Source organism: Pseudomonas sp. S5F11 (assembly GCF_019641515.1).
Taxonomy (GTDB): domain Bacteria; phylum Pseudomonadota; class Gammaproteobacteria; order Pseudomonadales; family Pseudomonadaceae; genus Aquipseudomonas; species Aquipseudomonas rhodesiae.
Window position 1 is genome coordinate 1,195,566 of record NZ_JAIFJZ010000001.1, and the last position, 26,145, is coordinate 1,221,710.

At 63.1% G+C, this 26,145-nt stretch carries 29 protein-coding genes and 1 pseudogene; 10 read left to right on the plus strand and 20 right to left on the minus strand.

The genetic code is table 11. The annotated features are described in order from the left end of the window. Positions 1-8: 8 nt before the first annotated feature. Positions 9-1,334, minus strand: a complete 1,326-nt coding sequence (locus tag K1567_RS05085) for a sugar ABC transporter substrate-binding protein (RefSeq protein ID WP_220698212.1) — start codon at positions 1,332-1,334, stop codon at positions 9-11. Positions 1,335-1,542: 208 nt separating this feature from the next. On the opposite strand from K1567_RS05085, the gene K1567_RS05090 reads away from it, so the two are divergent. The 3 genes from K1567_RS05090 to K1567_RS05100 all read left to right on the plus strand — a co-directional run bounded on the left by K1567_RS05090 (position 1,543) and on the right by K1567_RS05100 (position 4,621). Continuing rightward, entirely contained in the window at positions 1,543-2,463 is a 921-nt protein-coding gene (locus K1567_RS05090; protein WP_220698213.1) for an AraC family transcriptional regulator, read from the plus strand. 172 nt (positions 2,464-2,635) lie between these two features. Then, the gene (locus tag K1567_RS05095; RefSeq protein WP_220698214.1) at positions 2,636-3,583 is read left to right on the plus strand and encodes a nucleoside-specific channel-forming protein Tsx; all 948 of its coding nucleotides are present in this window, start codon (positions 2,636-2,638) and stop codon (positions 3,581-3,583) included. A 15-nt stretch (positions 3,584-3,598) separates the two neighbouring features. After that, complete coding sequence (locus K1567_RS05100) at positions 3,599-4,621, plus strand: purine nucleoside permease (protein WP_047882905.1); 1,023 nt, start codon at positions 3,599-3,601, stop codon at positions 4,619-4,621. A 55-nt stretch (positions 4,622-4,676) separates the two neighbouring features. Here the strand turns inward: K1567_RS05100 and K1567_RS05105 are convergent, their stop codons facing one another. The 3 genes from K1567_RS05105 to K1567_RS05115 all read right to left on the minus strand — a co-directional run bounded on the left by K1567_RS05105 (position 4,677) and on the right by K1567_RS05115 (position 6,691). Next, entirely contained in the window at positions 4,677-5,636 is a 960-nt protein-coding gene (locus K1567_RS05105; protein WP_220698215.1) for a zinc-binding alcohol dehydrogenase family protein, read from the minus strand. Positions 5,637-5,663: 27 nt separating this feature from the next. Next, positions 5,664-5,837 (minus strand): DUF1427 family protein, encoded by a 174-nt coding sequence (locus K1567_RS05110; protein WP_080758717.1) that lies wholly within the window; start codon positions 5,835-5,837, stop codon positions 5,664-5,666. Positions 5,838-5,926: 89 nt separating this feature from the next. Further along, complete coding sequence (locus K1567_RS05115) at positions 5,927-6,691, minus strand: helix-turn-helix transcriptional regulator (protein ID WP_094066887.1); 765 nt, start codon at positions 6,689-6,691, stop codon at positions 5,927-5,929. Positions 6,692-6,807: 116 nt separating this feature from the next. Between K1567_RS05115 and K1567_RS05120 the strand changes: the two genes are divergently transcribed. Together K1567_RS05120 and K1567_RS05125 are read left to right on the plus strand one after the other, a co-directional pair. After that, on the plus strand, positions 6,808-7,050 hold the full coding sequence (locus tag K1567_RS05120) for a DUF6555 family protein (RefSeq protein ID WP_034113055.1): 243 nt from the start codon (positions 6,808-6,810) through the stop codon (positions 7,048-7,050). Between the two features lie 16 nt (positions 7,051-7,066). Further along, a complete protein-coding gene (locus K1567_RS05125; RefSeq protein WP_034113054.1) occupies positions 7,067-7,339 on the plus strand; it encodes a hypothetical protein in 273 nt (90 codons plus the stop codon). 61 nt (positions 7,340-7,400) lie between these two features. Here K1567_RS05125 and K1567_RS05130 read toward each other — a convergent pair whose 3' ends face one another. From K1567_RS05130 to K1567_RS05140, 3 genes are all read right to left on the minus strand, one after another. Continuing rightward, the gene (locus K1567_RS05130) at positions 7,401-7,571 is read right to left on the minus strand and encodes a metallothionein (RefSeq protein ID WP_080758716.1); all 171 of its coding nucleotides are present in this window, start codon (positions 7,569-7,571) and stop codon (positions 7,401-7,403) included. A gap of 89 nt (positions 7,572-7,660) precedes the next feature. Further along, positions 7,661-8,113, minus strand: coding sequence for a DMT family transporter (locus K1567_RS05135; RefSeq protein ID WP_034096940.1), 453 nt, complete (start codon positions 8,111-8,113; stop codon positions 7,661-7,663). A 4-nt stretch (positions 8,114-8,117) separates the two neighbouring features. Beyond that, complete coding sequence (locus tag K1567_RS05140) at positions 8,118-8,606, minus strand: DMT family transporter (RefSeq protein WP_034113053.1); 489 nt, start codon at positions 8,604-8,606, stop codon at positions 8,118-8,120. Positions 8,607-8,723: 117 nt separating this feature from the next. Here K1567_RS05140 and K1567_RS05145 point away from each other — a divergent pair, with 117 nt between their 5' ends. From K1567_RS05145 to K1567_RS05155, 3 genes are all read left to right on the plus strand, one after another. Continuing rightward, positions 8,724-9,656, plus strand: a complete 933-nt coding sequence (locus tag K1567_RS05145; RefSeq protein ID WP_047882911.1) for a LysR family transcriptional regulator — start codon at positions 8,724-8,726, stop codon at positions 9,654-9,656. A gap of 141 nt (positions 9,657-9,797) precedes the next feature. Continuing rightward, positions 9,798-10,016, plus strand: coding sequence for a hypothetical protein (locus tag K1567_RS05150; protein WP_080758715.1), 219 nt, complete (start codon positions 9,798-9,800; stop codon positions 10,014-10,016). Then, positions 10,013-10,390, plus strand: coding sequence for a type II toxin-antitoxin system VapC family toxin (locus K1567_RS05155; RefSeq protein WP_047882902.1), 378 nt, complete (start codon positions 10,013-10,015; stop codon positions 10,388-10,390). The genes K1567_RS05150 and K1567_RS05155 overlap by 4 nt, the downstream gene beginning before the upstream one ends. Before the next feature lie 12 nt (positions 10,391-10,402). Here the strand turns inward: K1567_RS05155 and K1567_RS05160 are convergent, their stop codons facing one another. Together K1567_RS05160 and K1567_RS05165 are read right to left on the minus strand one after the other, a co-directional pair. After that, entirely contained in the window at positions 10,403-11,722 is a 1,320-nt protein-coding gene (locus K1567_RS05160; RefSeq protein ID WP_034096936.1) for an Nramp family divalent metal transporter, read from the minus strand. Between the two features lie 41 nt (positions 11,723-11,763). After that, positions 11,764-13,307 (minus strand): annotated as a pseudogene (locus tag K1567_RS05165) (DUF726 domain-containing protein). A 282-nt stretch (positions 13,308-13,589) separates the two neighbouring features. Here K1567_RS05165 and K1567_RS05170 point away from each other — a divergent pair. Both K1567_RS05170 and K1567_RS05175 read left to right on the plus strand, forming a co-directional pair. Beyond that, positions 13,590-15,398 (plus strand): monovalent cation:proton antiporter-2 (CPA2) family protein, encoded by a 1,809-nt coding sequence (locus K1567_RS05170; protein WP_034096934.1) that lies wholly within the window; start codon positions 13,590-13,592, stop codon positions 15,396-15,398. Positions 15,399-15,470: 72 nt separating this feature from the next. After that, positions 15,471-16,025 carry a hypothetical protein gene (locus K1567_RS05175; protein WP_034096933.1) on the plus strand — a complete coding sequence of 185 codons (555 nt, stop codon included), beginning with the start codon at positions 15,471-15,473 and terminating at the stop codon, positions 16,023-16,025. Between the two features lie 135 nt (positions 16,026-16,160). Here the strand turns inward: K1567_RS05175 and K1567_RS05180 are convergent, their stop codons facing one another. The 11 genes from K1567_RS05180 to K1567_RS05230 form a co-directional block, all read right to left on the minus strand. Beyond that, on the minus strand, positions 16,161-16,880 hold the full coding sequence (locus K1567_RS05180; protein WP_220698216.1) for an alpha/beta hydrolase: 720 nt from the start codon (positions 16,878-16,880) through the stop codon (positions 16,161-16,163). A gap of 11 nt (positions 16,881-16,891) precedes the next feature. Continuing rightward, complete coding sequence (cobF, locus tag K1567_RS05185; protein ID WP_034096931.1) at positions 16,892-17,647, minus strand: precorrin-6A synthase (deacetylating); 756 nt, start codon at positions 17,645-17,647, stop codon at positions 16,892-16,894. Next, on the minus strand, positions 17,644-18,246 hold the full coding sequence (locus K1567_RS05190) for a histidine phosphatase family protein (RefSeq protein ID WP_169868757.1): 603 nt from the start codon (positions 18,244-18,246) through the stop codon (positions 17,644-17,646). Before K1567_RS05190 ends, cobF begins: the two co-directional genes overlap by 4 nt. An 83-nt stretch (positions 18,247-18,329) precedes the next feature. Then, positions 18,330-19,307 (minus strand): LysR family transcriptional regulator, encoded by a 978-nt coding sequence (locus K1567_RS05195; RefSeq protein ID WP_220698217.1) that lies wholly within the window; start codon positions 19,305-19,307, stop codon positions 18,330-18,332. Between the two features lie 51 nt (positions 19,308-19,358). Beyond that, complete coding sequence (locus tag K1567_RS05200; protein WP_034096929.1) at positions 19,359-20,300, minus strand: peptidylprolyl isomerase; 942 nt, start codon at positions 20,298-20,300, stop codon at positions 19,359-19,361. Further along, a complete protein-coding gene (locus K1567_RS05205) occupies positions 20,297-20,773 on the minus strand; it encodes a YbjN domain-containing protein (RefSeq protein WP_034138689.1) in 477 nt (158 codons plus the stop codon). The genes K1567_RS05200 and K1567_RS05205 overlap by 4 nt, the downstream gene beginning before the upstream one ends. A 20-nt stretch (positions 20,774-20,793) precedes the next feature. After that, positions 20,794-21,420 (minus strand): hypothetical protein, encoded by a 627-nt coding sequence (locus K1567_RS05210; protein ID WP_047882895.1) that lies wholly within the window; start codon positions 21,418-21,420, stop codon positions 20,794-20,796. Positions 21,421-21,438: 18 nt separating this feature from the next. Beyond that, complete coding sequence (locus K1567_RS05215) at positions 21,439-23,139, minus strand: putative porin (protein WP_034113042.1); 1,701 nt, start codon at positions 23,137-23,139, stop codon at positions 21,439-21,441. Positions 23,140-23,181: 42 nt separating this feature from the next. Further along, the gene (locus K1567_RS05220; RefSeq protein WP_034113041.1) at positions 23,182-23,883 is read right to left on the minus strand and encodes an energy transducer TonB; all 702 of its coding nucleotides are present in this window, start codon (positions 23,881-23,883) and stop codon (positions 23,182-23,184) included. Positions 23,884-23,886: 3 nt separating this feature from the next. Continuing rightward, positions 23,887-24,312 carry a biopolymer transporter ExbD gene (locus K1567_RS05225; protein WP_010211136.1) on the minus strand — a complete coding sequence of 142 codons (426 nt, stop codon included), beginning with the start codon at positions 24,310-24,312 and terminating at the stop codon, positions 23,887-23,889. Between the two features lie 11 nt (positions 24,313-24,323). Next, positions 24,324-26,123, minus strand: a complete 1,800-nt coding sequence (locus tag K1567_RS05230; protein WP_220698218.1) for a DUF2341 domain-containing protein — start codon at positions 26,121-26,123, stop codon at positions 24,324-24,326. Positions 26,124-26,145: the final 22 nt, after the last annotated feature.

Consider the following 26,145-nt stretch of genomic DNA (forward strand, 5'->3'; position numbering starts at 1 on the left):
CCTGATCATTATTTAGAATAGCCGGCGCGTTTCATCTCGCGTTCGGTGCTGGTTTGCGCCTGCTGCAAGGCTTGGTCGACCGACATGCCGCCGGTCAACGCGGCCGAGAACAGCTTGCCGACCGACGTACCGATGGCCTGGAACTCGGGGATGGTCACGTACTGAATGCCCACGTACGGCACCGGTTTAAGCGACGGATGGGCGGGGTCGGCGTGTTGCATCATCGCCAGGGTCACCTGAGCAAACGGTGCAGCTTTCAGATAGGCCGCGCTATAGGTGGACTGGCGGGTGCCCGGCGGTACGTTGGTGATGCCGTCTTGATCGGCGACCCATTGGATGTAGTCCTTGGACGTAGCCCAGGTGATAAAGGCCTTGGCCGCATCCTTGTGCTTGGACGTAGCCGGAATCGCCAATGACCAGGCGTATAACCAGGAAGAGCCTTTGTCGGTGACTTCGGTGGGCGCCGCCGCGAAACCTACGCGGTCGGCGACCTTGCTCTGACTTTTGTCGGTGGTGAAAGAACCGGCCACGCTGGCATCAACCCAGATGGCGCATTTACCGCTGTTGAACAGCGCCAGGGTTTCATTGAAACCATTGCTGGACACGCCCGGCGGCCCGTACTGCTTGAGGGTGTCAACGTAGAAATTGGCCGCCGCCGTCCACTCGGGGCTGGTCAGTTGCGGCGTCCATTGCTCGTCGAACCAGCGCGCACCGAAGGCATTAGCCATGGTACTCAGCAGTGCGATGTTCTCGCCCCAACCGGCTTTACCGCGCAGGCACATCCCGTATTGGCCCTGGGCTTTGTCGGTGAGTTTGGCGGCGAATTCGCCGAGCTGGCTCCAGGTAGGGTGCGCGGGCATGCTCAGCCCGGCTTGCTGGAACAGATCGGTGCGGTAGTAGGTCACGGTGCTTTCACCGTAGAACGGCAAGGCGTACAGGGTGTTATTGACCGACAGGCCCTGGCGCACCGAGGGGAAGATATCGTCGACATCGTAGTCGGGCGGCAGTTGAGTGAGCGGCTCCAACCAGTGCTTGGCGCCCCATAACGGTGTCTCATAAGTGCCAATGGTCAGCACGTCGAACTGCCCGCCCTGGGTGGCGATGTCGGTGGTAAGGCGCTGGCGCAAGACGTTCTCTTCGAGCACCACCCAATTGAGTTTGATGTCCGGGTGCTGCTGCTCGAACACCTTGGACAAGCGCTGCATACGGATCATGTCGCTGTTGTTGACGGTGGCGATGGTCACGGTGTCGGCAGCTTGGCTGGGCAGTGCCAGGGCCAGGCCGCTGAGCGCGAACAACGCATGGGCAAGTGTGGTTTTGCAGGTTGGGAGCATGGCGGTTTCCACCTGTTGTTTTTGTTGTTGAGCGCCGATTACATCAGCTTAGTCACGCCCTCACAAACCCATGGCGGATGCCCTTCTGGTACTTTTTTAACCCTTGGCGCCGAGGCAAAAAAGTATCAGTGGCGGGCCGAGGCGCGGGTAGCGCACGGGTGACCAGCGGCGTATTTTTAGGCATTCCCCTCCAACAAGAGGCATCCCCATGCCCGTCAGCCGCGCCACCCTGTTCGACCATCGCCCGGCAGAGCGCGAAGTGATCCTGCCCGAGCCGGACCATTGCTTTCGCTGGTTCGAACACGACTATCCCTATGAACTGGCGCGCTGGAACCATCATCCCGAGTTTGAAATCCACCTGATCCGCCACGGCAGCGGCAAGTTGGTGGCGGGCGATTACATTGGTGCGTTCAACGCCGGGCACGTCGCGCTGATCGGGCCCGATTTGCCCCACGACTGGATCGGCGACCTCGCCCCCGGCGAATACCTGGCCGGCCGCGACGTGGTGTTGCAATTCGACGGGGCTGCCCTGCTCGCCTTGCGCAACACCCTGCCGGAACTCGGCGACTTACAACGCTTGTTCGAACAGGCGAGGCGCGGCCTGGCCTTCAGCGGCGACACCGCCGTGCGGGCCGCGTGCCTGATGGAAGACATCGGTCGCGCCCATGGCCTGCAACGCTTGATCCTGTTCCTGCAATTGCTCGACACCCTGAAAAACGCCCCGACGCATCAGATGCAAACCCTGGCCAGCCCCTGCTACGCCCCCACCCTGGACGCACGCAGCGCCGAACGCATCCACAAGGCGTTCGACTACCTCATGCGCGAACTGACCGGCGACGTGCGCCTGTCGGAGATCGCCCGTCAGCTGGACATGAGCGAGCCGGGGTTCTCGCGTTTTTTCAAGCGCAACACCGGCCATGGTTTTATCGACCTGATGCGCAAATTTCGCGTGCAGCGCGCCTGCCGCTTGCTGCTGCAAAGCGAGATGTCGGTGGCGGATATCTGCTTTGAAGTGGGCTACGCCAACCTGTCCAATTTCAACCGGCACTTTCGCATCGAGATGCAGCAAACCCCGAGCGACTATCGGCGCGACACCGCCGTGCACCTGTTCGACGGCAGCAAAAAATGACACCCAGCCAATGTTGATCAGCAGGTCGACTATTAACCGAATTTCCCAGTTATTTCAGTGCGCTAACCAAAGTTGGTACAGCCTGTGCAAACGTTTGCGCTAAGAACTTGCCAGACAAGTTCCGAGCTGCCCGAAGAATCGGGTTCAAACCGCGCAAGAACAGGGATTTTCAATGCATCGCACCTCTCGGCTCCCCGCTCCTTTGGCTGTTTCTGTACTACTGGCCGCCGTTACGGGACTACTCAGCGCACCCATTTTGGCGCAGGCCAAGCCTACCGATGACTCAGCACAGGGCGAAACCCTGGCCCTCGAAGCCAGCCCGGCGAAACAAGGTGTGTACCTGTCGGACTGGTTCAACCAGGACCTCACGCTGATCGGCAGTAAAGACATCAGCTTCGGCCCCAAGCCCACCGATGACATCTACCTGGAATACGAGTATTTCGGCCGCAAAGGCCCGTTCGAGCTGTATGGCTATATCGATGTGCCCAAGATCCTCACCATCGGTAACAGCAATGACAAAGGCGTATGGGACCATGGCTCGCCGGTGTTCATGGAGCACGAACCGCGAATCTCCATCGACTACCTGGCCGGCCGCAGCCTGGCCGTCGGCCCGTTCAAGGAATGGTACGTGGCGTTCGACTGGATCTACGACCACGGCAGCAACAAGGAAAACCGCGCCAATACGCTGTACAGCGGGCTGGGCACCGACATCGAGACCCATTCGCGGGTCAACCTGTCGGCCAACTTCTACGGGCGCTACCAGTGGGAAAACTACGGGGCCAGCAACGAATATTCCTGGGACGGCTACCGCGCGCAGATGAAGTACATCGTGCCCATCGGCAAGTTCGACAACGGCGCCTCGCTGACCTACATCGGCTTCACCAACTACGATTTCGGCTCGGACCTGCACAAGGACAACCCGGCGCGCACCGCCAACGCCTTGGTGGCGACCAACGTGCTGCTGTATTCGTTCACGCACCTGCGCTTCACCCTGGTCGGCCGCTACTTTCACAACGGCGGCAACTGGGAGGACGGCAGCGAGTTGAATTTCGGCGAAGGCAACTTCCGCGCGCGTTCCGACGGCTGGGGTTATTACGCCGGCGTGGGCTACCAATTCTGATCTAAGGAGCACTCGATGAATGTATTCAACCGCCTCTCAATCGCCATCGGCCTCGCCTTGCTGGCCCCTGTGGCGCTGGCACAGGCGCCTATCAAGCCCAAAGTGATGCTGATCACCATGTTCGCGCCCGAGGCGCAAACCTGGATCGACCGTCTGGCGCTCAAGCAGGAAGTGCGCGTGCCGGGTCTGTCGGCCGAATATCCAGTGATCCGCTGCAACACCCAGGACGTGTGCCTGCTGGTCACCGGCATGGGCCAGACCAACGCCGCCGCGTCCACCCTGGCCCTGGCGTTGTCGCCGCAGTTCGACCTGCGCCAGAGCTACTTCCTGGTCGCCGGTATCGCCGGTATCAGCCCCAAGCACGGCACCCTCGGCACCGCCGCGTGGGCCCATTACCTGGTGGAATTCGGCACTCAATGGGAGTTGGATTCACGGGATGCACCCAAGGATTGGCCGACCGGTTACCTGGGTATCAACACCAAAGGCCCCAACGAAAAGCCACCGCTGGACTACAAGACCGAAGTATTCGAGCTAAACCCGGCGTTGCAGGCCAAGGCGTTTGCCTTGTCCCATAAGGTCGAACTGAGTGAAAGCAAAGAGTCGGCCGCCTGGCGCAAACACTACCCCGCCGCCCCGGCCAACCAGCCGCCGCAGGTCACTCGCTGTGACACCCTGGCCGGCAACACCTGGTTCTCCGGCACGCGGCTGAGCGAACGCGCCGAGGTCTGGACCAAGCTGCTGACCGACAACAAAGGCGAGTACTGCACCACCCAGCAGGAAGACAACTCCACCTACGAAGCCCTGCTGCGCGCCAGCCGCGAGGGCCGGGTAGACATCCAGCGCCTGGCGGTAGTGCGCGCCGGCTCGGACTTCGACCGCCCCTACCCCGGCTACAGCGAGGTGGATAACCTGCTCAAGTACGCCGACCAGGGCGGCTTCGTGCCGGCGCTGGAGAACCTGTACCGCGCCGGTAACCCGCTGGTGCAGGCGATTTTGAACAACTGGTCGGCGTGGGAAAAAGGGGTGCCAGACGCCTGAGCGGATGGCCCCGCGCGAGGGGCGCTTGCTCTAGCAGGCAAGCGCCCTGGCCCTCTCACGGCAGCAGAATGAATTTATCCGCGCTGCCCCGGTTCACCGCGTCATAACAGGCCACCCCATCGGCCAGCGCCACCTCGCGCAGGCCCGTCGGCAGCGGCAACGTACCTTCATCGAAGAAGCGCACGAATTGCGCGAGCATCACCGCACATTGTTCGCAGTTGTAGAGCAATGAATTGATGCCCACCACCGAGCCGCCCTTGCGATACAGGGCCAGGGCCGGTAGCTGCACATGACCGTCCGCAGGCGCGGCGATGATCGCGATGCGCCCGAACGGGGCCAGACCCGCTACCGCCGCCGGCAGCCAGAAACCGGTAGTGTCGAAGATCACCTCAGCGCCGCCATCGAACACCCCATGCACCTGGGCGCCCAGCGCATCAGGCTCGCCCAGGGCAATCGCGGTGTACCCCTCGGCCTGCAACGTCTCGACTTGATCCGCACGGCGCACCGCCGCCAGTACCTGGGCCCCACGAATCTTCCCCAAGGCCAGGGCCGCGCGGCCCACGGCGCCATTGGCACCGATCACCAGCAACCGCGTGCCGCTGCCGACACCGCTGCGCTCCAACGCATCCCACGCGGTGGTGTACGGCACGCCGAGGCTGGCGGCCTGGGCAAAGCTCAACTGCGCCGGTTTACGCGCCACACCTTGGGCCGACACGGTCAGATACTGGGCGTGGGAGCCGTCGGCAAAGAACCCAAGGTCCCGGCCGGTGCCCCACACTTCCTGGCCGAGCAGCGCCTGGGGGCCCTGCACCACCACGCCGGCAAAGTCGCGGCCAGGGATACGTGGCAGTGTGGTGTAGGGGAACCGCCCGAGCACGTTTTTGACGTCGCTGGGGTTGAGGCCGGCGGCTTTGATCTGCACCAGCACGTCACCCGCGGCCGGAACCGGCGTGGGGATGTCAACCAGGCGCAGCGCGGCGAGGTCGCCGGTGGCGGAAAATTGCAATGCGTTCATGTTCACTCTCCAGCAGAAGAAAAGGCTTCAGGACAACCAGCCGCTGACCAGATGCCGGCCCATGGGCCAGAGCTTTTCGCCCAGCAGCATGCCCAGCAGGCCCACCAGGGCGATGGCCGGCGGTGCGGGCGAACGGAAATCCAGGGCGCCGTAGAGCACGCCCACCAGCAGGCCGATGGCAAGGGAAATCAGATAGTCCATGGGGATTACGCCGTGTCAGTTGAAGGCGCCAGTCTAGGCAGCGCGCCGCGCCGGCATCGGCCAACTGCTTCAGGATTTCGGCCAACTCTTCAACTGCAGTACTGCGACGGCGCCACTCCCAGCTCGCGCCGGAACATGTCGCTGAAACTGCTCGGCGAATAGCCCAGCGCGCGGGCGATGCCACTCACCGACTGCCCCTGGATCAGCGCTGCCACCGCCGTGGCCAATTGCACCTGACGTCGCCACTCGGCGAAGCCCATACCCAAGTGAGTCTGGAACAACCTCGCCAGGGTACGCACACTGGCACCCGCCGCTTCGGCATGCTGCTCGAACGCAATCGCCAGGGACGGCGCCGCCATAACCGCCTGGCACGCGTTGATCAGGCGGCGGTCGGCGTCTACCGGCATGGCGATGCGGATCGACGAACGCCGCGCGCGGTGCAGTTCCAGCAGGGCCAGGCCCACCACCGCGTCGTAGTAGGCGCCATCGCTGCTGTCCCCCTGCTCCACCAGCGTGACGATCAGCTCGCGCAGCAGCCCTGCGACCTCAATCACCTGTACCTCGGCATCCAGCGTCGCCGCCAACGCCGGGCGCAGGTAGATGTTGCGCATCTGCAAATCCGACACCACGCGAATCCCGTGTTCCACCCCCGGTGGCAGCCAGACCGCACGCTGGGGCGGCACCACCAGGGCTTCGCGCGGGGTTTCCACCCACATCACGCCGCTCATGGCGTAGAGCAACTGGCCCCAATCGTGGCGGTGCGGTTCGATGTACAGGCCGCGGGGGTAAGTGCGCGCCAAGGGCTGCACGGGAACGGCGTGATCGGTGAGGTCGGGGGGCGAGGCCAGGGCCATGGTCGGTCAGTCGGTGGCGAATGAGCCGCCATGGTAAACAGCACCGCTCGACAGTCCGAGTGAATTTTTAGCGCGCCCCAGGATCACTTGCTTACACCACCAGGGACGATGGCCCCATGAATAACGCAAAACTGTTTGTGATCGACTACACCCTTCATGGCGAAGCCAAGTCATTCATTATCCGCCTGGAAAAACTCGACATGCTGGAAGCCTGGCATTGGGCCAGTTGTGACGCGGGCGTCGGCCGTATTGGCCGCTTCGCGCGGGAACAGGTGAAAAAAACCAGCCCGGCCCAGGCTGAGAAATACGGCATCCAGAATGTGCAATGGCGCCGCTCGGACGCGCGCGCCCAGGCGTGAACAAGGAGATAACCCCATGGTTTTACCGCAAAGAGTCAACGGCAAGGCGCGGATCGATTACACCCAAGACACCCTGTTCGGTCCGCTGGCCAAACATGCCGAATGTCAGGTCAGCCTTCAGCACACACCCGATTGGCTGGTACTCGACGTGTTCCAGCCTTTACCTGAAGATCTTCAAGACGCGCAGACCGTGGTATTCGCACTGGAGGGTCGACGCACCAGCGCCGTGGTCAAAGACCGTCAGCGCCTGGCCGACCATAGCCTGCGGTTGGAGCTGGAGACCCAGTAACGCCTGGAGGCCTGCGTGGCGAGCAAGGCTGCTCGCCACCATCACCGAACTTACGGCGCCTTCAGGTTTTCGCCGATTTGGCGCACTCACACCCCGTGGCCGAAGCACAAGGTTCACCGTGGGCATGGTGCTCGGCACAGCCCTGGCAGCAATAACCCTTACCGTCCTTCATTACCGCATCGACGCCCAGCACACATTTGCAGTGTGGGCAGGCACAGGTTTGATCTGGCATGGTCAGACTCCTCGTTCATGGTCGTCACGGTGCGGCGAGCGCCGGCACCATAAGCACTGACTGCCAGCCTGCGCGGATCGTTCCAACCATCAGTCGGTGCGCGTATTGCTGCGGTACATGAACACCAGCGCCAAGGCCAGACAGGCCATGGCGACGAGACGGCTGCCGGACAGTTCGATGGCCGGGTTGCCCAGCCAGCCGAAATTGTCGATCAGCATGCCCATGCCCAATTGCCCGACGATCACCGCCACGGTGGCCACCGCCGTGCCGACCACCGGCACCGCGCCCACCATGACCATCATGTACACCACGCCGAACAACGCCCCGGTCAATTGCCACTTCGGCACGTCCAGCAGGCTTACGGCCTGGGCCGGCTCAAAGAAGAAAATCAACAGCGCCGTGGTCAATGCACCGACCGCGAAGGTCAACAGGCTGCTGCGCAGCACGCCGACTGTCTGCCCCAGGCGGCCATTAATCGCCGCCTGCACGCTGAGGACCGCGCCGGCGGCAATCACCAATATCAGTAAAAAAATCAGATTCATCGCCTTACCCTCGTGCAATCAAAACAAGTGCCGCCACGATCAACGCCAGCGCGATCCAGCGCTCGCCATTAACCCGCTTGCGCGCCGTGCCGAACCAGCCGAAATGGTCAATCAGCACGCTCTTGCCCACCTGCCCCGAGAGGATCGCGATCATCGTCATTGCAATGCCGATGTGCGGCGTGGCCAGGGTCAACACCACTACGTACATCGGCCCGAGGAAGCCGCCGATCAACTGCCAGCGCGGCAGTTCGGTGAGCGCCGGGCCTTTTTGCGGGCCACTGAACAACAGCAGCAAAAACAGAATCGCCGCACCCACGCCGAAAATGCTTAAGGTCGCCCACAAATGCCCCACCTGCTCGCCCAACGGCCCCAGCAAACCGGCTTCCACCGATAAGCCCATGCCGGCCAGGATCACCAGCGGCAACAGCAGCAAGCGCAATAAATTTCTTTTCGGCCTGGCCTGGGCCGCGTCTTCGATGGAACTTGCCTGCATACATCACCCGCGTTTCAAGATTGAAAAGATGGCGGGGATTATCCGGTGGCCGCGCTGTGCGATAAATGGGAGTATGCGGACAACACCTTTGCGCAAAACGCACAGTACGGAGCCGCCATGCAGGGTTTGAATGAGCTGAGTTTCAAGGCGTTGCGCCTATTTGTCGCGGTGCTGGACCACGGCAGTTTTTCCGAAGTGGCGCGTCGCGAGGGCCTGGCGCCCTCTTCGATATCGCGGCAGATCCAATTAATGGAGCAGGCCCTCGGGCAACAGTTGCTGTATCGCCACACCCGCGCGGTCAGCCCCACCGAGGCCGGGCGCCTGCTCGGGCGGCATGCGCGCCTGGTGCTGGAGCAATTGGAAGCCGCCGGGCAAGCCCTGCAGGAGCAGGAGCGCGAACCCAGCGGCCTGGTGCGCATCAACGCGCCGATGGTGTTCGGCCAGCGCCACCTCTCGCCATGGCTGGGCGAGTTATGCCGGCGCTATCCGAAGCTGCAACTGGATATCCAGCAAACCGACACCTACGTCGACCCCTTGCAGGACGGTACCGACCTGCTGTTTCGTATCGGCGTGCTCAACGACTCCAGCATGCAGGCGCGTATTTTCGCGCCGCAGCGCTTTCGCATCGCCGCCAGCCCCGCGTATCTGGCCCGGCACGGCACGCCCAGTCATCCCGACGAACTGGTCCAGCACCAGTGCCTGGCCTACAAAGGCGTCACCGGCCAGCAACGCTGGTTCTTTCGCCGCGCCCAGGGCGACTGGACGCCGTACAGCGTCAAAGGCCCCATCACCGGCAACCACGCCGACACCCTCACCCACGCCGCCGAACAGGGCCTGGGGCTGGTGGTGTTCCCCTCCTGGTTGATTGGCGACAGCCTGCGTGCCGGGACCTTGCAGGCGGTACTGACCGACTACGAAGTGGCAACCACCCTCGAACCGCAACAGATCGCCGCGTTGTGGCCGGGCAGCCGGCGCCTGTCGCTGAAGGTGCGTACGGTGATCGATTACTTTGTGGAGTGTTTTGGCGCAGTGCCGTATTGGGACAGGTGACCGGTACCTATGACGAGGCGTGCGACTGTTGAGGATTTTTCTGATGGAAAAAAGTAGGCTCGTTCTGATTTCACGGGCCACTATTTAAGGGCAAGTACGGGTTACGGCAGACTTTGGCGACATCTTTTCAGGAGAGGCGCCATGGGCTTGACCTATAAAAAACACTCACGCACTGAGCGGGCCGCTGCGGTAAATGCTGGGTCCGTTTCCGATAGTTCACAGGGTTTTGGCTATAGCTGGCCAAAGGACGCGCAACGTCGGCGGATTGGCGCCATGAAAGGAAAGCTGGAGATCCCCGATGACTTCGATGATCCACTGCCAGATGAGTTGCTATCTGCGCTTGAGGGCAGCCTTCCATGAGAGTGTTGTTGGACACTCATATCCTGCTCTGGGCCTTGTGCGACCACTCGAAGTTATCCCACAAGGCCCGAAAACTGATCGAAAGTGCCACAGAGATTTACATCAGCGCTGCGACATTCTGGGAAATGGCGATCAAGGTCGGCCTGGGAAAACTCGATGTGGACCTGGAAGAAATGCGTGAATACTGCCTGGAAAGTGGCTTCCTGGAACTGCCCATCACCTCAGAGCACGCCATCGCGGTAAAAAATCTCGACCATCACCACAAGGACCCGTTCGATCGCCTGATCGTCGCAACCGCTATGAATGAGCCGATCAAACTGTTGACTGCCGACCTGCGCCTGACTCAATACACTGCATGGGTGATCCTGGTGTGACGATGCCTGGATTCAGAACAACCACTGCCCAATCAACCACGCATTCGCGCCACTGATCAGTGCGAACAGCAGCCACGCCAGCAAACGCGTCGGTAGCCGATTCACAAAGGGGCCCATCAGTTGTTTGTCACCGGTCATGCGAATCAACGGGTACAGCGCAAACGGCAATTGCAGGCTAAGCACCACCTGGCTGAGCACCAGCAGTTTGCCGATCGCCTCATCGCCCATCAGCCACACCCCGACAAACGCCGGGATCAGCGCCAGCCCACGGGTGATCAGGCGGCGTTGCCAGCAGGGAATGCGCAGGTTGAGGTAGCCCTCCATGATCACCTGCCCGGCGATGGTGCCGGTAAAGGTCGAACTTTGTCCGGACGCCAGCAAGGCGATGCCGAACAGAATACTGGCGAAGGCGCCGCCGACCAGAGGGTCGAGCAGGTGATAGGCGTCCTGGATTTCCACCACATCGGTGTGGCCAGTCTGGTGAAACGCGGCGGCGGCCAACACCAGGATCGCGCCGTTCACCAGCAGGGCCAGGGCCAGGGAGCCGATGGTGTCGATGCGCGCCAGCTTCACCGCGTCCTGTTTGCTGGCGAGGTCCTTGCCGATCAAGCGGGTTTGCACCACGGAACTGTGCAGATAAAGGTTATGGGGCATCACCGTGGCGCCCAGGATGCCGATGGCCAAGTACAGCGGCGCCGCATCGCTGATCGCCGACAATGACGGCACGAAGCCGCTGAATACCTCGGGCCAATGGGGTTTGATCAGCACCAGCTCGACAAAGAAACACACGCCAATGGTCGCCACCAACGCCAGCATGATCGCTTCCAGGCGACGGAAACCGCGGTTTTGCAGGGCCAGGACCAACAAGGTATCGAATGCGGTAATGACAATGCCGGTGGTCAGCGACACCCCCAGCAGCAAATGAAACGCCAGGGCGCAGCCAAGCACTTCGGCCAGGTCGGTGGCGATGATGGAGATTTCCGCCAGCACCCACTGGGTGCGCGCCGAGCGTCGGCTGTAGCGTTCGCGGCACAGTTGCGCAAGGTCTTTGCCGGTGGCGATGCCCAACCGCGAGCACAGGCACTGCACCGCCATGCCCGCCAGGCTGGCCAGCAACACCACGAACAACAGGCTGTAGCCGTAACGCGAGCCCGCTTCGATGGCCGTGGCCCAGTTGCCCGGGTCCATATACCCGATGGAGATCAATAGCCCAGGGCCGGCGAACATCAGGGCGCGCTTGAAAAACGACGCCTTGGGATCAACGATGACGGAGCCGGCCACTTCCGGCGGGCAAAAAGGGGCGGTAGCGATTTTTGGCAGGCTGAATTTCACGCGGTATCCCAGGCAAACGCACTCGACAAGCGTGCAGCTTATCAGTCGGACGCGACCGTGCGCATCACCGTCTCCCGAGGCAGGTCATACGCTTCCACCACCTGCACCACCAGGTCCAGCTCCTGATTCAGCGCTTCGCGCTCCATGCGCTGGCGAATCGCGCCGATCACCAGCACCGCCAGGGTGGTGACCGAATACGCCGGGCCGGAAAACGCCCGCACAGCAGCATCGCGGCGGCCAACGCCTGGCCCACCACCGGAATAGCCGTGGCCGCCCCACGCCGCAGGATAAAACCGGTCAGCCCGGCCAGGGCGGTGCCGCTCAATGCTGCGGTGGCCGAACGCCCCTTGTCGAAACGACTGAAGACGCCCTGCTCTTTCTGCGCGGCCACCTTGAGTTCCGCATCGAACACCAGCCGGTCGGCGTTGCTGAGTTTGTCTTTGTACTGCGCGATCAGTTTTTCCGCGATCCGGGCCTCAAGGTCAGCCAACGCCAGGGTTTCGAGTGGCGCGTCGAATGTGATGCCCACGCGCTGCGCCACATCGTCGGCAATTTGCCGATAGCTCACGCCATGGCCACGGGCAAGGTTCATAAAGCTGTCACCGCCCATGCGTTGCAAGGCGATGGTCAACTTGAGCGGGTCACGCACCGTGGCGTCGATCGAGGCACTGCGTTTTTGCGCCAGCAGCTCGGCCAGAAACTTCAACTCCTCCGGCCGCCCTTGCACCAGGGCCGTATACAGATCCGCGTCCTCCTCCGCAAAGCGCACTTCGCTGCTGCGCTGGTCTGAACGGATCATGCCGCGCCGCTCGTGCAGCAGGTCGGTGTACTGCACCACTGTTCGCAATTGCGGCCAATAAGCCGCGTGATCGAAGGTGGCCAGGTGCACATTGCAGACCTTGGCTTTAAGCGCAGGGGTGACCGGGATCGGATAGCGGCCGATACAACGCTCGGTGTCCGGCTTGATGGCCAGGGCCCAGTCCTTGCTGGAATGGCAGTTGATCACCCGCCCTTTCAGCAGCGCCGACACCTCATCCCACGGGCTTGACGTGCAGATCGCCCCGCCCATCAGCAGCAGGTTGTCCAGCGGCAACTCGCGAGCGGTGTCCGGGTTGGCCAGCAGGCTCTTGACCAGAATCCGCGCGCCCAGGGAATGCCCGATCAGGTTGATACGCTGCACCGGCAACGACGCTTGCTGCAGGTAGCTGGCCAATTCAGGCAGCAAACTCTTGGCCACTTCATCGACCCGCGCCTCAACGCTCTTGTAGTGATCGAGGAAATAGGCAATGGCCTTGCCTACCCCCACTGTCGCCGCGCCCAGGCTACCGCCGCCGAGCATGGCCGTGATCACGTCCTTGAACGGCGCGAACAGGTTCTCCAGAAAATGTCCCGCTGGCCAGAACAGCATCAGGTTGGTCGAGCCTTCGATGCCGGCCAGTTGTTGCGTGAAATTGCCCAACTGCTGCCGGTTGAAGAATGCCGAATACCCGTGCACGTAGAGATTGAGCACCTCGCCCTGGGGTTCGCCGCACAGCAGAAACGTGGGCTTGCGGGTGCGGTGCATGTCATCCCACTGGTGCTGCATGGGGTAAAGACTCCGGGTAACGAGGGACGGCGATAGTAACAAACTGTGAGTGACGGCAAGGTGAATCCTGACCGGCGTGGCCGTTTCTAATGCTCGGCCTCCATGCATAAGCCCGAGACAGGCTCAGGCGATGGCAAAACGCCCAACTGGCGAAGTTATCGATTTTCCCCTGCCCATCCGGGAAGGTCGCCACCTGCTACGCAGCAAAAACACACTTCTCATCCTGTAAAAAGCGCTCTAATACCCGCCTGTTGATTGGTTTTGAAGATTTTGGAGTTCGCAATGCCCCATGAAGGCAACCTGTTACAAGCAGCCGTGGTGTTTCTGCTCGCGGCTGTGCTCACCGTGCCCCTGGCCAAACGCCTGCAATTGGGCGCGGTGCTGGGCTATCTGTTCGCCGGGGTGATCATCGGCCCGTCGGTGCTGGGTCTGATCGGCAACCCGCAAAGCGTGGCGCAGTTTTCGGAACTGGGGGTGGTGCTGCTGCTGTTTATCATTGGCCTGGAACTGTCGCCCAAGCGCTTATGGGTGATGCGCAAGGCGGTGTTCGGCGTCGGCCTGGCCCAAGTGCTGTTGACCGGTCTGGTGATGGGCGTGGTGGCACTGTGGCTATTTGGCCAGACATGGAACAGCGCCATCGTGCTGGGCCTTGGCCTGGCGCTGTCGTCCACGGCGTTTGGCCTGCAAAGCCTGGCCGAACGCAAGGAGCTGAACCAGCCCCATGGTCGTCTGGCTTTCGCGATCCTGCTGTTCCAGGACATCGCTGCGATCCCGCTGATTGCCATGGTGCCGCTGCTGGCCGGCAGCGATCACCCCACCACTGAAGCCCAGGGCCTGCAGCATGTGTTGCAGATCCTCGGCAGCATCGCCGTGGTAATCGTCGGCGGACGCTACCTGTTGCGCCCTGTGTTTCGTATCGTCGCCAAGACCGGCTTGCGCGAAGTGTCCACCGCCACCGCACTGCTGGTGGTGATCGGCACGGCGTGGCTGATGGAACTGGCGGGTGTGTCCATGGCCCTCGGCGCCTTCCTCGCTGGCCTGCTGCTGGCGGATTCGGAGTACCGCCACGAACTGGAAGCGCAGATCGAACCGTTCAAGGGCCTGCTGCTGGGGCTGTTCTTTATCAGCGTGGGCATGGGCGCCAACCTCAGTCTGCTGCTCAGCTCACCGTTGATTGTGATCGGGCTGACCCTGCTGCTGATCGGTCTGAAGTTGCCGTTGCTGTACGCGGTCGGCCGTCTGGTGGGCGATCTCAATCGCGAAAGCGCCCTGCGCCTGGGCGTGGTGCTGGCGGCCGGCGGTGAGTTCGCCTTCGTGGTGTTCAAGATCGGCCGCGACCAGGGCCTGTTCGAGCCGCACCTCTACGACGTGCTGGTGCTGACCATCACCCTGTCCATGGCCGTCACGCCGCTGCTGTTGCTGGTGTGCCCAAAGCTGTTCAGGCCCAAGGTCAAACCGGTGGAAGTGCCCGAGGAATACCGCGCCATCGAAAGCGACGCACCGCGCGTGGTCATTGCCGGCATGGGCCGTATGGGCCAGATCGTGGCGCGGATCCTGCGCGCGCAGAACATCTCCTTTATTGCCCTCGACACCTCGGTGGAAACCATCGAATTGACCCGCAGCTTTGGCGGCATGCCGGTGTTCTACGGCGATCCGCAGCGCCCCGAGATCCTGCACGCGGCCAAGGTCGACCAGGCGGAGTTCTTCGTGATCGCCATGGACGACCCGGAGATCAACATCAAGACCGCCGAGCTGGTACGTAACCTCTACCCGCACATGAAAATCATCGCCCGTGCCCGTAACCGCCAGCACGTCCATCGCTTGGTGGACCTGGACGCCTCACCGGTGCGCGAGACCTTCTACTCCAGCCTGGAAATGAGCCGCCGCGCCCTGGTCGGCCTGGGGCTCAGCCAGGCCCAGGCCGATGCGCGCATCGCGCGCTTCAAGAACCACGACCAGCAAGTGCTCGCCGCCCAACACGCGGTGTACGACGACGCCGCCAAAGTCATGCAGACCGCCCAGGAAGCCCGGGCAGAGCTGGCGCGGCTGTTTGAAATGGACCGACTTGAGGAAGAGTCCGACAAGGTGTGAGGTGAGGGATAAACGATCTTGCGAAATTTCTGACAGAATACGCCGCAATTTCGTTTATCCCTGGAGCGCTTCATGGCCACTTTCACCAAGACCGCCGTCCTGCTGGCCCTTGCGCTTACCGCCGGCAGCGTATTCGCCGCCGCCAAACCGACCACGCAAACCATCACCACCCTGGGCGGTAAGTTCAGCTTCACGCTGCCCAAGGCCTATGCCGCCGACACCCTGCCGCCCGACAAGGCCCAGGACGGCAGCGGTGTCACCCAAGGCACGATGTACGCCAACCAGACCACGAAAAGTGTGGTGATCGTCGCCGAAACCGTACGCAACGACGCTATCGACATCCAGGACAACGACCCGCAGTTCCTCGATGGCGCCGTGGCCGGCTTCGTCAAGGACCAGAGCGCCGCCCTGCCCGACTTCAAGAAACTGAGCGAGAAAAAACTCACCTTCAAGGGCCTCGGCCTGCGCCAGGTGGACAGCACTGCCACCCAGGGCGGCGGCAAGACGCTCAACTCCACGTTCCTTGGCGGTTCGGGCAACCATCTGCTGGTGATCCAAGCGATTTCTCGGGCCGACGACGCGAAGGGTCATGCGGCACTGGTCAAGCAGATTACCGGCGGCAAATAACCCGACTTGCTAGTTGTGCAGAAGATGAGTATCGACCCGCCGGGGGCAAGCCCCCTCCCACATTCTCGATCTACTGTGGGAGGGGGCTTACCCCCGATGGCGGTGTGAAGTGCGCCCCAAAAGTTGGATCAGGCATTACTTCAGGCTATCTTCCAACCACACCTTCACGTCCTGCACTTCTGCTTCGCTGATGGTATGCGGCATCCCCGGATACCCATGAAACGTCGGTTTAAGGCCCAGCCCCCTCAACACCTCGTTAGCCCGCGTCGCCGATGCGTAGGGCAGCGCCTGATCCAAGGTGCCGTGGCCGATAAAGATCGCCAGTTCATTCAAGCGCGGATCGGGCTTGAGCTCAGCCTTGAGTACGGGCAGAACGCTGCCGCTCAACGCTGCGATGCCATGCACCCGCTGCGGATCACGCAACGCCACTTCATACGCCATGATCGCGCCCTGGCTGAACCCAATCAGGAACACCCGATCGCTGCGGGTGTGGTATTTGGCGGTGGCCTGGCCCACGAAGTCCTGGATCAGCGCGGCACTGCGCTGCAGGTCGGCGGTCTCGCCGTCGTATTCGCCATCGCCCGGGGTCTTGGTGAACCAGCGATAACCGCTGGGCGCCACCGGCATTGGGGCGCGTGCCGACAGGTAAGTCCAGGTCGACGGCAGCGCGTCTTTGATGCCGAACAGATCTCGCTCGTCGCTACCGAAACCGTGCAGGAAAATCACCAGCGGCTGGTTGCGCGCCTCGCTCTGGGTCTGTTCCAGGTAGGCCAGGGGCAAGTCAGTGTGCAGCTCGGTGTCGGCATGGGCGCCGCCGGCCATCATGGCCAGCGCCAGGGCGAAGAGTTTGAACATCGGGCGTTACCTCAGGGTTTGCGCAGCAAATAGGTGTCCATGATCCAGCCATTGGCTTGGCGCGCGGCCTTGCGCACCCGTTGGATATCTTCGGCCACGTCAGCCACTTTGCCGCTGATGAGGATTTCATCCGGCGTGCCCAGGTAGGCGCCCCAGTAGATGTCCAGGTCTTGATCGGCGACGGTGCGGTAGGAGTCTTCGGCGTCGAGCATCACCACCAGGGTATCGGCGTCGCTGGCCTGCCCCGCCGCCAGGCGTCGCCCGGTGGTGATCTCCACGGACTTGCCGATGCGGTTCAAGGCCACCTTATGCTGGGCCGCCAGGGCCTGCACGCTGGTGATGCCGGGGATTACTTCGAACTCGAACACGCATCGGCCACTGGCCAGGATCGCCTGCAGGATGCGAATGGTGCTGTCGTACAGCGCCGGGTCGCCCCAGGCCAGGAACGCACCGACTTCACCATCAGCCATTTCCTCGTTGATCATGCGCTCGAAGGTGGCTTGCTTGTCGCGGTTGAGGTCTTGCACGGCGGTGGTGTAGTCGATATCGCCGCGCACGCGCTCGGGGCAGTCGGCCTCGACAAAGCGGTAGCCGGGTTCGGTGATGTAGGTCTCGCAGATCTCGCGGCGCAGGTCGATCAACTTGTCTTTGCTCTGGCCTTTGTCCATCAGGAAAAACACGTCGGTGCGATTCAGCGCCTTCACGGCCTGCATCGTGATGTAGTCAGGGTTGCCGGCGCCAATGCCGATAATCAGGATGCGTTTCATGGGGTGCTCTCAGTGCGGGGCGTGGATTTTGCCATGTTCACGGCTTGGGCGTGAGTTTCCAGACGCAGGCGCCACACCTCATTGAAGCGCAGCTCGGTGGCCGACAGTGGCTCGACATCGATGCGGTAGAACATCGACATCGGCAACGCCATAACCGATAGCAGCGCGGCACGAATCACGAACGGATGGGTGACGGCCAGCACATGGCCCGGCTGCCCTTCAAGGGACTTCAGCCACAGCGCCACCCGCGCGCGCAGCTGGTCGACCGACTCGCCAGCGTGGGGCGCACTGGCGCTGTCGGTGTGCCAGGTACTCAACTGGGCCGGCTCGATCCGGCCAATATCCCGGCCCTTCCAATGCCCCAGATCGAGATCGCCCAGGGCCTGGTGGATCTGCACCGCCGCGCCGAACAACCCCGCCGTCTGCCGGGTACGCGCCTCCGGCCCACTCAACAGTTGCGAATTTGGGCCGTATTGGTCGGCCAGGGATAACGCCGCGCTTTGCCAATCCATAAGCACCGACTCGTCATCGGCAAAGCGCCCCTGCTTTTGGTGGGGGGTGACGGCATGGCAGATCAGGGTCAAACGGGTGGCGCGCATCGCAGGCGGCTCCAACGCAGCAGTCAAGGCCGGCAAGCCTGGCGCAGTTGCCGCCAGGACGCAACGACGGCTGCCCGATGGCACTAGTCAAACCAGTCGCGCCGCCCCTCAAATGTTCCGACGATCAGCTCGACGATCATCTGCACCGCTTCGGGGTGGCGCACCTGCGCATTCACCGCCAACCAGACCTGGCGCTGCATGCTGTCGGCCAGTAACCCCGGCAGGGCCACCAGGCCGCGGTCGACACTGCTCATATACTGCGGCAACAGACCGATGCAGGCGCCGCAGCGGATCATTTCCAGCATCAGCGCATAAGCGTGCACCTGCACCATGGCGGCCAGCCGTTGCTGCACCAGTTGGTTCCACGGTTGCAGCGCATCGACCTGGGCATCGGGTTGCCATTGCACCAGCATGTAGTCATCCAGGTCTTCCACACTGTCCGGGCGGGTGGTCAGGCGTGAATAACGTTTGGCGATATGCGGCAGGTAGCGCAGGCGCGCCAGGGCCTGGGGCGCGTGGGTGGCAAAACTCGGGCCGGATGCACGCTCGTCCATATCAGCCAGCCACAGCACCACGTCTGCCTCAACGGCGTGCAGGGATAGATGGCTGTCGAGGGCGATGATCTCCAGGCGCACGCTGGCGTTGCGTCGCAGCAAGGCGATCAGGTCGCGCCCGAGGATGTCATGCAGGATCGGCGCGGCCACCGCCAGGCGAATCAGCGGCTGCTCCACCACCGGTAAACGCCGCTCATCGGCCAGGGCGAGCAGTTGCGCCTGCAAGTGCTGACCGTCGCGGCTGAGCACCAGGCCGTTGCCGTGGTAGCTGAACAGCCCACGGCGCAGCTGTTCTTCCAGTTGCGCCAGGCGTTTGCGCAGCAGGGTCGCCTTGACGTTCAAACTGCGCGCTGCCTGCATAAAACAGCCGCAACGGGCGCTCACGAGGAAATAGCGCGCCACCTCCGGGTCGATCTCATCGGCCAATGCCAGCCAATTGCGCCGTGACTCGGTGGGCACGCGATAGGCGGCGGTGCCCTGTGGGCCGGACGGTTCCAGTAATGCCATGGCAGACTCCTTGTCTTGTGGGTCGGTGCATCCAATGCCGCTTGCCGCGTGTTACTCCAGCACTTTGTTGAGTTCGGCGCCGTCGATGCTCAGGGTCGCCGTGTTGAGCATGCCCTCCAGATAAGCCTTGGCGATCTGCTCCTGGCGTTGGGCACGCAGGGCTTGGGTCAAGCGTTCACGCACCTCGTCGAGGGTGGCGGTGCGCGCCGGTTGCTGGGCGGTGAGTTTGAGCACATGGAACCCAGCGGCGCTTTGCACCGCGTCCGAAACCGCGCCGACCTTGAGGCGCGCCACCGTCTCGCGCACCTGAGGCACCAGTTGTTGCAAGGGTTGCAAGCCCGAATCGCCACCGCGTGCGGCGGTGTCCGGGTCCTGGGAAAACTGCGTGGCCAGGGCGGCGAAATCCGCCGGCGCGGCCTGGGCCTTGCGGCTCAGCTCTTGGGCCTGGCGGCGTACCGTCTCAAGGCTTTGCGGGTCATTCACGCTGAGGAAGATCTGACTGACGCGGTACAACGGCGGCGTCACCCATTGCGCCTTGCCGCTGTCATAGGCTTGCTGCAATTCGGCGGCGCTGGGGTAATCGGCCGGCACCTGACTGACCGACAGCATGTAATCGCGGAACACAATCTGCTCAGTGGCGGCGCGAGTCTGTTGCTCGACCTCCGGGCGTTGCCGCCAGCCCTGGGCGTCGGCCTGTTCGAGCACGGCCTTCTGCGCCAGGCGCGAGCGAATCCAGGTTTCCAGCGCGCCGCGGTTGCCGCGCAGTTGCTCGCGGGTTTCGGCGGGCAGGCTGGCCAGCACACTTTTCAGCTCTTGCGGGTCGATCTGCTGGTTGCCCAGACGCGCCACCGCCGGGCCCGCAACGCTGGGGCTGGCCACCGGCGCCGGGGCTTGTGCGGCGACCGGGTCGCTGCCCGGGCGCAGACTCAACCCCACGGCCACCACCAGCAGGGCCAGCGCACCCGCGCCGACCATCAGGGTTGGCTTTTTCACAGCGTTGCCACCTCCTCTTCAGCCACCGCCGGAGCGGCGCTTTGCGCCTGCAGCTGCGCGGCGTTCTGGCTGTATTCGCGCAGGTAGACGATAAACTCCTGCAACAGGCGGTCCCACAATTCCAACTGACTGCGCAGGTGAGTGGCCGCGACACCCGCCACCACCACGTCCATTTCCATCAGCAAAAACTCGCCTTGTAGCGACAGCCGGGCGAAACGGCGCGAAGCGTTCCACACCTGGGCCAGGCCCTCAGGCAACTGGCCCTGCACCCGCAGAGCGCAGCTGTAGGTGAAATCCACATAGGCGCCCTGCTCCGTCGCCGGGTTGCCGAAGCGCACGGCAAACCCGATGCCCTGGCTGGCGCTGAGCAATTGCACGATGCCGTTCTGGTCGGTCTGATTGACCCGGTAGCCGGCCTCTTGCAGCAATTCGGTCAGGCTCTGGGCGGTGACGTGATTGATCAATGCGTTCATGTTCGGTGCTTCCTTGTCGATCAGGGGTGGGCGCCCGCCTGGGGCGCATCGAAACGGCTCTTGTACAAATCGTCGCCAAAGCCCTGGGCCAGTTCTTCGAACTTGACCCGCGCGCTGCTGGCGAAGGGCTGGCGGATGCTCATTACCTCGGCCACGTCGATTTTTTCGTAGGCCGCCAGCAGCTGCCGGGCCACGCCGTACATCTGTTGATTCTTGACTGAACATTGCTGCACTTGTGTGTCACGTTCGGCCAATTGCGCCTGCAAGCGCGCACGCTCGGCCTCCTTGCCCTTGGCCAGCACCAGCAGTTCGTCATAAGCCTTCTTGAACTTGCCGATCTGCTCGTTACTCGCCGCCACTTGGGCCTGGGCCTGGTTGTGCAGGCTCTGTTGCTGGCCGGCCAGCTGCTCGGCCACGCCGCGCGCCTTGTTCAGCTCGGCGGTCAGTTGCTGGATTTGCACCTGGGCCTGCTTGGCCTGGTTTTCGGCGGCCAGTCGCGCGGCACTGGCCTGGGCTTGCTCGCTTTGCAGGGCCTGCAATTGCTGGGTGGTGCTGCGCAGTTGCGTGCGCAGGCGCTCCTCCATGCCTTCGGCCGAGGCCGCGCCGGCGACCAGCAGCAATAACAACCCGCAGATTCGCGTGTTCATGGGGCATCTCCCTGCGCATCAGAAGCGCGTGTTGAGTTCCAGTTGCATCACATCGACTTCGAACGGCTGGCCGTAGACTTCCGAGGCGCTCAACCAACGGGCGCTGGCGTAGATATTCTTTTCGATGCCGTAGTTGGCGCCGATGAAATAGCCCTTGGCGTTGGTGCCGCCCAAGTGGAACGAGGAGTCGTTAAACCCGTCTGGCAAGGCGTCGGGCTGGATGTACTTGTAGCCGGCCAACAGGTTCCAGTCGCCGCGTTTGCGCATCTCCAGCGCGCTGCCGAGGGTGAACGAAACCATCAAGGCATTGCCGCCACTTTCAAACTGGCCGTTGCTGTTGATGTTGTTGACGATCTGGCCCTCGCTGCGCTTGAGCATCTCGCCCTTGTCGTAGGCCAGGTTGTGGATGAAGTTGGCCTGGGTGCGCAGCTTGAAGTCGCTGGGCAACTCGCTGTCCCATACCGCGTTGAGGTCCAGCACGTTGAACTTGGAGGCCAAGCCGACGTATTGCGGTTCCGGCGTCGTGCCGGGCGTGGCCGGGTTGGGCGTGATATTGCGCAGGTTGAACACGCTGTTGCCCTTTTGCATAAAGGCCACCCGCGAGCCATCGGTGTCGCAGCCGGGTTGACCGGCCCATGGGCTGCACGGGCTGGAGCGCTCGCCTTCGATGTCCTGGAACTGGTAATAGGCCGCCGCGAGCTTGAGCGTGTTGGCGCGGTTGATCTTCCAGTCCGCGCCGATCTGTCCGCCAAACAGCCACTTGGTGTCGCTGCTTTCCTTGTCGATGCCGTTGCTGCTGGCGGTGTCGGAGGTGTACTCCACCGGGAACGCGCCGAGGGTGCCGAACAGGCCCCATTCGTTGTTGAGCCGGTGATTGAAGATCGCCGCCACACCGTCGAAGTTGAGGTCGTTGGAATACATCATGTCGGTGGAATAGAACGGGTTGCCGATCCGCCCGCCGGTCAGCGTCACCCCGTCGGCGGCTTTCCAGCTCAGGTAACCCTGATCGAGCCAGATGTCTTTTTTGCCAAAGCCACCGCCCAGGGTCTGGGTGGTGGACACTGGGTTGTTGTCCGAGCCCGTGCCCAAGCGAATGCCCGCGGTCCACTCCGGCGAAATCACCGCTTTCATGCCCAGGCGTGCGCGCAGGCGGAACAGGTTGGAGCGGTCCTCGCGGGTATTGAGCAACGGCGGGAAGCGCGTATTGGAGCTGGGGTTGACGTCATACGGGCCGTTGTCGTTGAGCTTGGCGTAGTCGGTGATGGTGTCGTCGTTGCGCCCCGAGAAGTAACGCGACTCGTCACGCAAGCGGATATCGCCATCGAAACTCATGCGGGACACCCAGTCCGGGAACGTGTTGGGTTGCGCCCAGTTTTCCTGTTTGGCGGTGGCCATGACCTCAGCCTTGACCTGGTCGCGGATCTGGTCGCGCACCGCCTGCGGCACATACTGCACGCGCACATCCCCAGGCGCAGTGGGCGGGCCGCTGGCGACCACCGGCGCGGCATTGGCCTGGCGCGCCTGCTGGGCCTCTTTTTCGGCCTGGGCGATCAAGCCGTTGGCGGTGTCCTGGGTGAGCACACCTTGCTGCACCAACAGGCGGATCAGGTTGACGGTGACGTTTTCCGAGGGCGCCACCGGCGCTGCCGCCGCGGTGCCGACGAGGGTCGCGATGACCATGCCGACCGCCAGGGTCAGTCGATTCACGGGGGAAATCATGTGTACGCAACTCCTGTAAAAAACCGTAGAGAAAGGGTTCGATCAATCCGGGCGACGGCCCTTGAGCGCCAGGCGCACCGGCATGGTCACGGCCGCCGGCACTCGCTGTGTGGCATGGGGCGCACGCAGCGCCGCCAGCACCTGGGCGTCGGTCTGGGCATCGCCGCTGGACTTGACCAGCTCGGCGCGTACCACCTGCCCCTCGGCGTTCAGCCATAAATCCGCCTGCACCGCATACGCCTTCTTGCGCAGCTCGGGGTCGTCGCGCAGCAAGCGTTGAAACACGCCCGCCAGGTATTGCTTGTAAGTGCCGGTACCCAGGCCACCGCCGCCGGACCCGGCCATGCCGCCGCCCTTGCCCGCGCCGATGTTGAAACCGTCGGTGCCGGACTGGGCGTCGCCGTCGATCTGCATCGGGTTGGCCAGGTCATCGGCCGGTGACGGCGGTGCTTCCTCGGCCGGCTTGACCTCTTCCGGCGCCGGAGTCGGCTCCGGCTCAGGGATTTTTTCTTCCACCTTGGGCTCCGGTTCCTTGGGTTTTTCCGGCGGCGGTGGTGGCGGAGGCGGCAACGGAATGATGGTCGGCACCTTGGGCGCCTCGCGGCGCACGCCGCTCATGTCGTTGGCCCACTGCCACAACAACCAGGCGGCCACGGCGCCCAGCAGCAGGCCCGCGCCCCACTTCAGTGGGCGCAATGGCCGTGGGGTCTTGGTCGGCGGTGTGATCGGCATCTGTGCGGTCATGGCTCAGCCCTGGCTCGGTTTGCCGGTGACCAGCCCGACCTGGGACAGCTCCAGGCGGCGCAGCAGGTCGAGCACTTCGATGACTTTCTGGTACTGCACCATGGCATCGCCGCGCACGATCACCGGGAAGTCCGGGTTCAGCGCTTTTTCGATACGCAGGCGCTCTTCCAGCTCGCCGAGGGTCACCGGGTAGGCATCGAGAAACACCTGGCCGCCGTCGTTGACGGAGATGGCCTTGGTCTTGGCCTCCGATAACGACACCGAGGCGCTGGCCTTGGGCAGGTGAATCTGGATCCCCGACACCTGGGCGGTGGCGGTGAGGATAAACATCACCAGCACCACCATCAGCACGTCCACCAGGGGCGTGATATTGATGCTGTCGACGGCGGCGTCATCGTCATCGTCGTGGGAGGCATTTACGGAAGCCATGGCGATTCTCCTCAGGCCGGAACAGATGCGTGCGGCGAGCGCCGATGCGCCGCTTCACTGTGCTGGCTTTCGCCGTGCATCTCGGCCAGGCGGGTGATGAACTCGTCGACGAACACCCGCATGTCGGAGCTGACTTCCTTGTTGCGCGTGATCAGGCGGTTGTAGCCGAACAGTGCCGGGATCGCGACGAACAGCCCCATGGCCGTGGCCAGCAAGGCCGCCGCCATGCCGGGGGCGATGGCATTGATATTGACGTCACCGGCCATGGCCGTGCCGAGAAACACCACCATGATCCCCAGCACCGTACCCAGCAGGCCGATATACGGGCCGCCGGCGATGGCGTTGGACAGGGTCGAGAGCTTGGCGCTGAGGGCCTGGTTTTCGCGGGTGCGCACACCGTCCATGGAGCAACGGATGGCTTCGATGGTGGCCGCCGAGACCGACGAGGTGTCAGCGCCCTGGGCGCGGCGGGTGCGGATTTCTTTGACCGCCACGCAATACAGGCGCCACAGCGAGGAGTGGCTCAGGCGCTCGGCGAGCAGCGCATCGTCGTAATACATTTCCAGGCGGGTGCCGATTTGCGCGAACTGCTCACGGAACGCTTCGTTGGCGCGGCTGACCCGGCTGACCTGGCGGTTCTTGCGCAGCATGATGAACCACGACTGCACCATCATCGCCACCAGCACCAGAATGATTACCCAGGCATCCACCGGCACCGCGTTAAGCAAAAAGCCCAGGCTGCCGAAGCCAAAGCCGGACTGTTCTTCATCCACGCCATACGCCACCAGCTTCGACTCGGCGCCCTGGGCACTGGCATCGGCCAGCAACAGGGCCGCCGGCCGCGCCACCTTGGAGAGGCGCAGCTCATCGATAGCCCCGGCGAACGGCAGGTGCCTGCTCGCGGCGTCCGGCAGGTCGGCGCCGATGGCCAGTGGCGTATTGAACGCCGGCAGCGCCACGCCCAGACGTGCGGTTTCGCGGCCGTTCACAAACAGCAGCCCATTGGCGCCCTCGGCGGTGAACGCCAGGTGCTGCCATTGGCCGGGGTTCAACGGCTGGGTCGACACCGCACGTTGCCCATCGACTTCCACAAACGGCACACCCTGGTTCAACCCCAGCAGCAGGCTGTGAGCACCGTCGCGGCGGGCCAGGACGATCTGCTCGCCACTGGCCTGGTCCAGACGCAGCCAGGCACTGAAGGTAAACGCCGCGCCGGCAGCGTGTTGCAGCGAGGGGCTGGCCGGCAGCAACAGCGCCTGGCCGCCAAATTGCAGCGCGCGGCCGATCACGCCGTCGATGCTGCTGCCGGTGGCGTTCGACGCGGTGTTGGCATAGGCCGTGGTGTCGCGCGGCGGTGTGGCCGGGGCTCCGTCGAAGTGGTACAGCGCGGTGTAATCGGGGTCGAAGGTCAGTTGGCCATTGGCAGTAGCCGGGGCCTTCTGGTTGCCGTAGTACATCCACAAATCCTGGCGTTGGCCGCCTTCGACCTTGGGCACATCGACCCAGATCAGCGCCATGCCCATCAGCGGGTCGAAGCTTTCGATCTGGTGGTTGAACACGGTCTTGTCATCGGCACTCACGAAGCGCAGGTCGGCCCCGTCTTCCTTGACCCCGTCAAAGCTGAAATTGCCGGTATGCAGGCGTACCAGCAGCGCGGTACGGCCCAGGGCCTGGTTGATCGCGGCGCCTTGGGCGGTGGTGTCCACGGAAATCTGTTTGCGGTAATGCCAGTCATCCTGCCACCAGGCGTGGGCGGTGGCCGGGAGCGCGAAGCCCAGGCAGATCAACAGGCTCAGAAATAGGCGTTGCATGGGTGAAGTCTCCGGAAGAAAA

Coding starts and splice junctions, on each gene's coding strand:
- K1567_RS05180 (WP_220698216.1), bottom strand. CDS start 16,880: ATGTTCAAACTCTTCGCCCTGGCGCTGGCCATGATGGCCGGCGGCGCC.
- K1567_RS05190 (WP_169868757.1), bottom strand. CDS start 18,246: ATGCGCGCCACCCGTTTGACCCTGATCTGCCATGCCGTCACCCCCCAC.
- K1567_RS05220 (WP_034113041.1), bottom strand. CDS start 23,883: ATGACCGCACAGATGCCGATCACACCGCCGACCAAGACCCCACGGCCA.
- K1567_RS05145 (WP_047882911.1), top strand. CDS start 8,724: ATGCAGGGTTTGAATGAGCTGAGTTTCAAGGCGTTGCGCCTATTTGTC.
- K1567_RS05100 (WP_047882905.1), top strand. CDS start 3,599: ATGAATGTATTCAACCGCCTCTCAATCGCCATCGGCCTCGCCTTGCTG.
- K1567_RS05225 (WP_010211136.1), bottom strand. CDS start 24,312: ATGGCTTCCGTAAATGCCTCCCACGACGATGACGATGACGCCGCCGTC.
- K1567_RS05215 (WP_034113042.1), bottom strand. CDS start 23,139: ATGATTTCCCCCGTGAATCGACTGACCCTGGCGGTCGGCATGGTCATC.
- K1567_RS05135 (WP_034096940.1), bottom strand. CDS start 8,113: ATGAATCTGATTTTTTTACTGATATTGGTGATTGCCGCCGGCGCGGTC.
- K1567_RS05195 (WP_220698217.1), bottom strand. CDS start 19,307: ATGGCATTACTGGAACCGTCCGGCCCACAGGGCACCGCCGCCTATCGC.
- K1567_RS05090 (WP_220698213.1), top strand. CDS start 1,543: ATGCCCGTCAGCCGCGCCACCCTGTTCGACCATCGCCCGGCAGAGCGC.
- K1567_RS05085 (WP_220698212.1), bottom strand. CDS start 1,334: ATGCTCCCAACCTGCAAAACCACACTTGCCCATGCGTTGTTCGCGCTC.
- K1567_RS05140 (WP_034113053.1), bottom strand. CDS start 8,606: ATGCAGGCAAGTTCCATCGAAGACGCGGCCCAGGCCAGGCCGAAAAGA.
- K1567_RS05105 (WP_220698215.1), bottom strand. CDS start 5,636: ATGAACGCATTGCAATTTTCCGCCACCGGCGACCTCGCCGCGCTGCGC.
- K1567_RS05170 (WP_034096934.1), top strand. CDS start 13,590: ATGCCCCATGAAGGCAACCTGTTACAAGCAGCCGTGGTGTTTCTGCTC.
- K1567_RS05130 (WP_080758716.1), bottom strand. CDS start 7,571: ATGCCAGATCAAACCTGTGCCTGCCCACACTGCAAATGTGTGCTGGGC.
- K1567_RS05230 (WP_220698218.1), bottom strand. CDS start 26,123: ATGCAACGCCTATTTCTGAGCCTGTTGATCTGCCTGGGCTTCGCGCTC.
- K1567_RS05120 (WP_034113055.1), top strand. CDS start 6,808: ATGAATAACGCAAAACTGTTTGTGATCGACTACACCCTTCATGGCGAA.
- K1567_RS05095 (WP_220698214.1), top strand. CDS start 2,636: ATGCATCGCACCTCTCGGCTCCCCGCTCCTTTGGCTGTTTCTGTACTA.
- K1567_RS05150 (WP_080758715.1), top strand. CDS start 9,798: ATGGGCTTGACCTATAAAAAACACTCACGCACTGAGCGGGCCGCTGCG.
- cobF (WP_034096931.1), bottom strand. CDS start 17,647: ATGAAACGCATCCTGATTATCGGCATTGGCGCCGGCAACCCTGACTAC.
- K1567_RS05210 (WP_047882895.1), bottom strand. CDS start 21,420: ATGAACACGCGAATCTGCGGGTTGTTATTGCTGCTGGTCGCCGGCGCG.
- K1567_RS05155 (WP_047882902.1), top strand. CDS start 10,013: ATGAGAGTGTTGTTGGACACTCATATCCTGCTCTGGGCCTTGTGCGAC.
- K1567_RS05125 (WP_034113054.1), top strand. CDS start 7,067: ATGGTTTTACCGCAAAGAGTCAACGGCAAGGCGCGGATCGATTACACC.
- K1567_RS05205 (WP_034138689.1), bottom strand. CDS start 20,773: ATGAACGCATTGATCAATCACGTCACCGCCCAGAGCCTGACCGAATTG.
- K1567_RS05115 (WP_094066887.1), bottom strand. CDS start 6,691: ATGGCCCTGGCCTCGCCCCCCGACCTCACCGATCACGCCGTTCCCGTG.
- K1567_RS05175 (WP_034096933.1), top strand. CDS start 15,471: ATGGCCACTTTCACCAAGACCGCCGTCCTGCTGGCCCTTGCGCTTACC.
- K1567_RS05110 (WP_080758717.1), bottom strand. CDS start 5,837: ATGGACTATCTGATTTCCCTTGCCATCGGCCTGCTGGTGGGCGTGCTC.